General features: G+C 53.5%; 2 protein-coding genes, 1 tRNA gene and 2 rRNA genes (1 of these 5 cut by a window edge). All 5 read right to left on the reverse strand.

Annotated elements, in window-relative coordinates:
* Nucleotides 1-30: 30 nt before the first annotated feature.
* On the reverse strand, nt 31-732 hold the full coding sequence (locus QSV77_RS23185; RefSeq protein WP_302735211.1) for an IS6 family transposase: 702 nt from the start codon (nt 730-732) through the stop codon (nt 31-33).
* Nucleotides 733-783: 51 nt separating this feature from the next.
* Nucleotides 784-2,223 (reverse strand): DUF1963 domain-containing protein, encoded by a 1,440-nt coding sequence (locus QSV77_RS23190; protein WP_302735212.1) that lies wholly within the window; start codon nt 2,221-2,223, stop codon nt 784-786.
* Between the two features lie 608 nt (nt 2,224-2,831).
* A tRNA-Met gene (locus QSV77_RS23195) sits at nt 2,832-2,908 on the reverse strand.
* Nucleotides 2,909-3,131: 223 nt separating this feature from the next.
* Nucleotides 3,132-3,246, reverse strand: a 5S ribosomal RNA gene (gene rrf / locus QSV77_RS23200).
* A gap of 252 nt (nt 3,247-3,498) precedes the next feature.
* Nucleotides 3,499-6,288, reverse strand: a 23S ribosomal RNA gene (locus QSV77_RS23205); it runs 9 nt beyond the window's last position.

Consider the following 6,288-nt stretch of genomic DNA (forward strand, 5'->3'; position numbering starts at 1 on the left):
GCAATTCATGGCGCCGGTGGAGTTCGTCGGTCATGCTCTTGCAATTTTCGCCCACAGGTTCCACGCCTCCAAACGCAGTTCGCGATGATGGCTGGAGGGGATGTCGTGTTGTGGGATGTGGAACAGGTTGGCAATCGGGTCGTGGATCGATACGAAACGTTGTAGATGTCGCTGTGACTTGAAGCGTTTCATGATCCGCTCACGCCGTCGGATCGGCTGATGAGAGTTCTCCGCCCGATTGTTCAGGCCCTTATGCGAGCGGTGCTCGACAGCCGGCATGATGTCACGCTTTGCTGCGTCGTAAGAGCGAAGCTTGTCGGTGATCATCACTCTCGGTGCTCGGCCCTGGCTCTTCAACAGCTTACGCATCAGGCGCTTGGCCGCCTTGGCGTTGCGGCGATTTTGCACGAGCACCTCCAGGACAAAACCGTCCTGATCAACGGCGCGCCACAGCCAGTGCTTCTTGCCCCGGATCGAAACGACGGCCTCATCGAGATGCCATTTGTCACCAAGCCGACCGGACGAGCGTCGACGGATCTCGTTGGCGAAGGTTCGCCCGAATTTCTCCGCCCAAAGCCGGATCGTTTGATGTGAGACGATGATCCCACGCGCTGCCAGCAGGTCCTCCACCATTCGCAGACTGAGAGGGAAACGGAAATACAGCCACACAGCGTGAGCAATGACCTCAGCGGGATAGCGATACCGACGGTAGAGAGGATCTCGATCTGTCATGCCCCCTCATCGCACAGCGGATTCCACATCCCGTTAAGTTTACGTTGCCATTCAGTGACCCTCTATTTCCGCTTGCGCCAGATCGAAGCGCATTGCCGCAAGTGCATCCTTCTTAATTGAGAATCTCAGAACGCCGAGGTCCCACCATTTCCAGCGCGGTCCATCGCAGTCGCTTGCCAGCTGAAGGAGCAAGACCTCATCAGGGTCCAAATCGGACTGGATGCCGCCGACTTTGCTTAGCATCAGATGAGCGGCCGGGCCATTCAGGAGCGGATCGCGCGCGGGATCGTAGCTCGCAAGGAGCTCCGTTTCCTCATTGGCGATATCAGGGAAGGCGGTCATCAGCGGCTGAAGAGATGCTCGCAGAGCCAAATGGTTATATGGGATGAGACCGCAAGAGGTCGCCTCCTTTCGGAGTTGCCCATGTTGCTTCAGCACATCGTTGACCCTCTCGCGTTGCTCGTCGGACAATTTCGTTTGCCTGCCGATTGCGACAAGTGTCTGCGTGAGATCAACTGCTTGAGCTCTCCAGGCCTCATAGCGCAGCAACAGATCGTCAGAATATTTACCTTCGCTATTCAACACGGTCTTGATGGGCATGACGTTCTCGAGCCAATCGTTGCGGACCGCATTCAAAAGCAGGATGGCGTCATCGGCACGATAAGGGAGGCTGATGTCCTCCAAGACTTTATCCTGATCGTAACCTCCACGATCCTCATCACGCATGACCAGCGTTAGACAGTCCCGAACGAGCATTTTCATTTTCATCTCACGCAAATCGACGCTATTCCTGCGCGTAGAAGCGGCAGGCACCTTTAAATTCCCCGGCCTCCCAAACCGCCTGGCGAGGTTCATAAGTCGATCAGTAAGTCCGAGAGGTTCAGGTTCCCAGACCATCTGTTGGCTGAGCAAAGTCGCGGCGAACGGCCCCAACGCTGGATCGTCAGGACCTGTAAATTCCGGTTCTGCCCAGAGCTCAGCGATCGCAAAACGGATCGGGCATTTCGGGAAGAGCGATGCCGGGCTTGCTCCTGGCTCACGATATTCCCAACCGGGCATGCGGCTATAATACATGTAATCCTTTGCCCATCCGGCATCATCAGGCGCATCCCTGACCGGAAGACCATCGGGAGCGTGAGGATAGTAGAGAACGCGCCACGCATCGCTGCCAAATGTCTGCAGAGGCTCGTGCGATAGGGACAGCGCAAAGAAGTAAAGCATGCCTTCCCTGGGTAAGAGGTCCCGGTCTTCCATGTCTGGAAGTTCTTCGAGGTTTATCTGGGCCAAGAAGTCGAGCGAGGCTGACGTCGAGTCTGGAAAGTCGATCTTCGGCCAGCTCCAGTCCGGTGGGAAATTGGGGCTTCCCCCAATCTGCGACAGGAGACTTGTCTTTTGATGCGGGGGCCAGACGCGCTCAAGTCGGATAGCTTTCGTGCGGTGAGGGCGCAGCAGATCTGCCGCTTGTTCGACGGTAACAATTGAGTTGAACATCTAGATCTGCCTTGAATTGGGTGGGTAGGATAACCTGGCATTCCAAAGGGCACGCGGTTGAGAAATCTGAATACCTCTTTTGGCAATATCCCCGCCGGGCTTCACGTGAATACCCATACAATCGGATTTGTGAAAACAGAGTTATTTATGCTCAAACAACTCCCCAATGCCCTCAATATACAATCATTGTCACGTTCGATAAGGAATACTTATCAATGGCAGAGGCAATCTATTCAGATTTATAGACAATCCATAATTACACAAATTAAATTACTTTATAAAGCCGTATTAGTCGTGACGAGTTTTTATTGGATATAATTATTCACTATCCCTAAGCTACCACTGAGCAATACTCATATCCTAGCTGTTTCCTCTTTTAAGAGCATCTACGGGGGCACGCGACCAATTGCGCATATATAGGGCAGCATTTGGCCTTGACGCATCCGGCCTATCGAGAAGCGGCGTTGGCATACTGCCACGTTGTATATGCCTCGACCACATGTCATGGCGGCGCGTTTCAGTTGACGCATGGGTATTTGAGTGCTTGGAACGCAAAAGCCCTCCGCGGCGGGAGGGTATTTTATTGTATTGTCGTCTTTGAGGGGATTTGGTTGCGGGGGCAGGATTTGAACCTGCGGCCTTCAGGTTATGAGCCTGACGAGCTACCGGGCTGCTCCACCCCGCGTTACCAGCGCAAGTTCGCAGAACTTGTCGCGAGAGCGTAACCGCATGGCGGTTATGCTTGGTGCCGGAGCAAATTGCCGAAGGCGATTTGTCTCCTTTAAGGGACGCACGAGGCGTCTTTTTTTTATTCTGGTCTTAAACGACGAAAGGCCGCTTGAGCGGCCCTTTTTTTATCGGCTGGGCCGAAGAATGTGAATGAGAAGATTAGATGTTGCGTTTTGCAGACCTGGCAGCGACCTACTCTCCCGCGTCTTGAGACGGAGTACCATTGGCGCTGGGGCGTTTCACGGCCGTGTTCGGAATGGGAACGGGTGCAGCCGCCCCGCGATAACCACCAGGTCGGCAAAACGCAACATGCTCCATGTTTTCACATGGAAACTGCTGTTTCGAGAAGCTGGAGAGCTCAAGGCCCTATTTAATTTAACACGTCTTTCCGTGACCGATCCGTATTCCACCTTTGCTCGAGGTTGAGCATGGCAGCCATACAGACCAGAGGTCGTCGCGCCCTGTGGCGCGGCTCCGTCCGGAGCCCTTCGGGCGTCAGGACAGAACAGATCATCGAACTGCGTTCGATGAGCATGAACAATGGGAACGAAGAAGTCGATCGAGCTATTAGTAACGGTAAGCTTCACATGTTGCCATGCTTCCACACCCGTCCTATCAACGTGGTCGTCTTCCACGGCTCTGATAGGGAACACTCGTTTTCAGGTTGGTTTCCCGCTTAGATGCCTTCAGCGGTTATCCATTCCGTATATAGCTACTCTGCTATGCCCTTGGCAGGACAACAGATCCACCAGAGATACGTCCATCCCGGTCCTCTCGTACTAGGGACAGATCCTGTCAATATTCCTACACCCACGGCAGATAGGGACCGAACTGTCTCACGACGTTCTGAACCCAACTCACGTACCGCTTTAAATGGCGAACAGCCATACCCTTGGGACCTGCTCCAGCCCCAGGATGCGATGAGTCGACATCGAGGTGCCAAACAACCCCGTCGATATGGACTCTTGGGGGTCATCAGCCTGTTATCCCCGGCGTACCTTTTATCCGTTGAGCGATGGCCCTTCCACACGGGACCACCGGATCACTATGACCGACTTTCGTCTCTGCTCGACTTGTCAGTCTCGCAGTCAGGCGGGCTTATGCCATTGCACTCGACGACCGATTTCCGACCGGTCTGAGCCCACCATCGCGCGCCTCCGTTACTCTTTCGGAGGCGACCGCCCCAGTCAAACTACCCACCATACACTGTCCCGGATCCGGATAACGGACCGCGGTTAGACATCCACGAAGATAAGGGTGGTATTTCAAGGATGGCTCCACAAGAACTGGCGTCCCTGCTTCAAAGCCTACCACCTATCCTACACATGCCTTGGCGAATGCCAGTGTAAAGCTATAGTAAAGGTGCACGGGGTCTTTCCGTCTGACCGCAGGAACCCCGCATCTTCACGGGGAATTCAATTTCACTGAGTCTATGTTGGAGACAGCGGGGAAGTCGTTACGCCATTCGTGCAGGTCGGAACTTACCCGACAAGGAATTTCGCTACCTTAGGACCGTTATAGTTACGGCCGCCGTTTACTGGGGCTTCAGTTCAGAGCTTGCACCCCTCCCTTTAACCTTCCAGCACCGGGCAGGCGTCAGACCCTATACGTCGTATTGCTACTTCGCAGAGCCCTGTGTTTTTGATAAACAGTCGCTACCCCCTGGTCTGTGCCACCCCATCATAGTTGCCTAAAATGGGGTCACGCTTCTTCCGAAGTTACGCGTGCAATTTGCCGAGTTCCTTCAACATAGTTCTCTCAAGCGCCTTGGTATACTCTACCTGACCACCTGTGTCGGTTTCGGGTACGGTCTATACGGTGGAGCTATTTCCTGGAACCTCTTCGCCGCACATTCAATCCAATAAGAATGTACAACACACGAGATCCGTCACTACCACCAGGCCCACGAATATTAACGTGGTTCCCATCGACTACGCGTGTCCGCCTCGTCTTAGGGGCCGGCTAACCCTGCTCAGATTAACTTTAAGCAGGAACCCTTGGTCTTTCGGCGAGGGAGTCTCTCACTCCCTTTATCGTTACTCATGTCAACATTCGCACTTCCGATATCTCCAGCAGCCCTCACGGGTCCGCCTTCACAGACTTACGGAACGCTCCGCTACCACATGCCTTACGGCATATCCTCAGCTTCGGTGCATGGCTTTAGCCCCGTTACATTTTCGGCGCAAAGACCCTTATTTAGACCAGTGAGCTGTTACGCTTTCTTTAAATGATGGCTGCTTCTAAGCCAACATCCTGGTTGTTTTGGGATCCTCACATCCTTTCCCACTTAGCCATGACTTGGGGACCTTAGCTGGAGGTCAGGGTTGTTGCCCTTTTCACGACGGACGTTAGCACCCGCCGTGTGTCTGCCGACTAGTACTCCTCGGTATTCGGAGTTTGGTTAGGATCAGTAAGACGGTGAGTCCCCATAGCCCATCCAGTGCTCTACCCCCGAGGGTATTCGGTCGACGCTCTACCTAAATAGATTTCGCGGAGAACCAGCTATTTCCGAGTTTGATTGGCCTTTCACCCCTAGCCACAAGTCATCCCAATCTATTGCAACAGATACGGGTTCGGCCCTCCAGTTGGTGTTACCCAACCTTCAGCCTGCTCATGGCTAGATCACTCGGTTTCGGGTCTAATGCAACTAACTCAATCGCCCTATTCAGACTCGCTTTCGCTGCGCCTACACCTACCGGCTTAAGCTTGCTAGTTACACTAAGTCGTTGACCCATTATACAAAAGGTACGCCGTCACCCTTGCGGGCTCCGACTGTTTGTAGGCATCCGGTTTCAGGTTCTATTTCACTCCCCTCGTCGGGGTGCTTTTCACCTTTCCCTCACGGTACTTGTTCGCTATCGGTCATGCACGAGTACTTAGGCTTGGAGAGTGGTCTCCCCATGTTCAGACAGGATTTCACGTGTCCCGCCCTACTCAAGGACAATGACTGTTCTACGCGTAAGGGGCTATCACCCTCTATGGCCGACCTTTCCAGATCGTTCCGCTTTATTCATCATTGCCACTGGCCTGGTCCGCGTTCGCTCGCCACTACTTGCGGAGTCTCGGTTGATGTCCTTTCCTGCAGGTACTTAGATGTTTCAGTTCCCTGCGTTCGCTTCTTACCCCTATGTATTCGAAAGTAAGATACCTTATCACAATGCTTGGAAACCCAGGCCGTTCGTTAAAACAGACTGGATTTTCCAAGCATTTAAGGTGGGTTGCCCCATTCGGAGATCCATGGATCAAAGCTTATTCGCAGCTCCCCACGGCTTTTCGCAGCGTATCACGTCCTTCTTCGCCTGTGCATGCCAAGGCATCCACCAAATGCCCTTAATT

Origin of the sequence: Agrobacterium sp. V1 (assembly GCF_030518355.1) — a bacterium.
GTDB lineage: Bacteria > Pseudomonadota > Alphaproteobacteria > Rhizobiales > Rhizobiaceae > Agrobacterium > Agrobacterium cucumeris.